1 rRNA gene is annotated in these 1,616 nt (G+C 51.4%); it reads left to right on the forward strand.

What is annotated here, in order from left to right:
- Positions 1-16: 16 nt before the first annotated feature.
- A 16S ribosomal RNA gene (locus tag ACOB80_RS20775) occupies positions 17-1,557 on the forward strand.
- Positions 1,558-1,616: the final 59 nt, after the last annotated feature.

The following is a 1,616-nucleotide window of genomic DNA, read 5'->3' on the forward strand; positions in this document are numbered from 1 at the left end:
GCATCACAAACGATTTTAATTGAAGAGTTTGATCATGGCTCAGATTGAACGCTGGCGGCAGGCTTAACACATGCAAGTCGAGCGGAAACGAGAATAGCTTGCTATTCGGCGTCGAGCGGCGGACGGGTGAGTAATGCTTGGGAATATGCCTTTAGGTGGGGGACAACAGTTGGAAACGACTGCTAATACCGCATAATGTCTACGGACCAAAGGAGGGGATCTTCGGACCTTTCGCCTTTAGATTAGCCCAAGTGAGATTAGCTAGTAGGTAAGGTAATGGCTTACCTAGGCGACGATCTCTAGCTGGTTTGAGAGGATGATCAGCCACACTGGGACTGAGACACGGCCCAGACTCCTACGGGAGGCAGCAGTGGGGAATATTGCACAATGGGGGAAACCCTGATGCAGCCATGCCGCGTGTGTGAAGAAGGCCCTAGGGTTGTAAAGCACTTTCAGTCGTGAGGAAAGGGTGTAAGTTAATACCTTGCATCTGTGACGTTAGCGACAGAAGAAGCACCGGCTAACTCCGTGCCAGCAGCCGCGGTAATACGGAGGGTGCGAGCGTTAATCGGAATTACTGGGCGTAAAGCGTGCGTAGGCGGATTGTTAAGCGAGATGTGAAATCCCGGGGCTCAACCTCGGAACTGCATTTCGAACTGGCTATCTAGAGTACTGTAGAGGGTGGTGGAATTTCCAGTGTAGCGGTGAAATGCGTAGAGATTGGAAGGAACATCAGTGGCGAAGGCGGCCACCTGGACAGATACTGACGCTGAGGCACGAAAGCGTGGGGAGCAAACAGGATTAGATACCCTGGTAGTCCACGCCGTAAACGATGTCAACTAGCTGTTTGTGTTCTTGAAACGTGAGTAGCGTAGCTAACGCGCTAAGTTGACCGCCTGGGGAGTACGGCCGCAAGGTTAAAACTCAAATGAATTGACGGGGGCCCGCACAAGCGGTGGAGCATGTGGTTTAATTCGATGCAACGCGAAGAACCTTACCATCCCTTGACATCCAGAGAATTTTCTAGAGATAGAATTGTGCCTTCGGGAACTCTGAGACAGGTGCTGCATGGCTGTCGTCAGCTCGTGTTGTGAAATGTTGGGTTAAGTCCCGCAACGAGCGCAACCCTTATCCTTATTTGCCAGCGAGTAATGTCGGGAACTCTAAGGAGACTGCCGGTGATAAACCGGAGGAAGGTGGGGACGACGTCAAGTCATCATGGCCCTTACGGGATGGGCTACACACGTGCTACAATGGCATATACAGAGGGCAGCAAGACCGCGAGGTGGAGCGAATCCCAGAAAGTATGTCGTAGTCCGGATTGGAGTCTGCAACTCGACTCCATGAAGTCGGAATCGCTAGTAATCGCGAATCAGAATGTCGCGGTGAATACGTTCCCGGGCCTTGTACACACCGCCCGTCACACCATGGGAGTGGGTTGCAAAAGAAGTGGCTAGTTTAACCTTCGGGAGGACGGTCACCACTTTGTGATTCATGACTGGGGTGAAGTCGTAACAAGGTAACCCTAGGGGAACCTGGGGTTGGATCACCTCCTTATCTTGAAGTAAGACTGATTATTGTTGAGTGTTCACACAAATTGCATTGATAACGAAAGT

Source organism: Thalassotalea coralli (genome assembly GCF_055786205.1).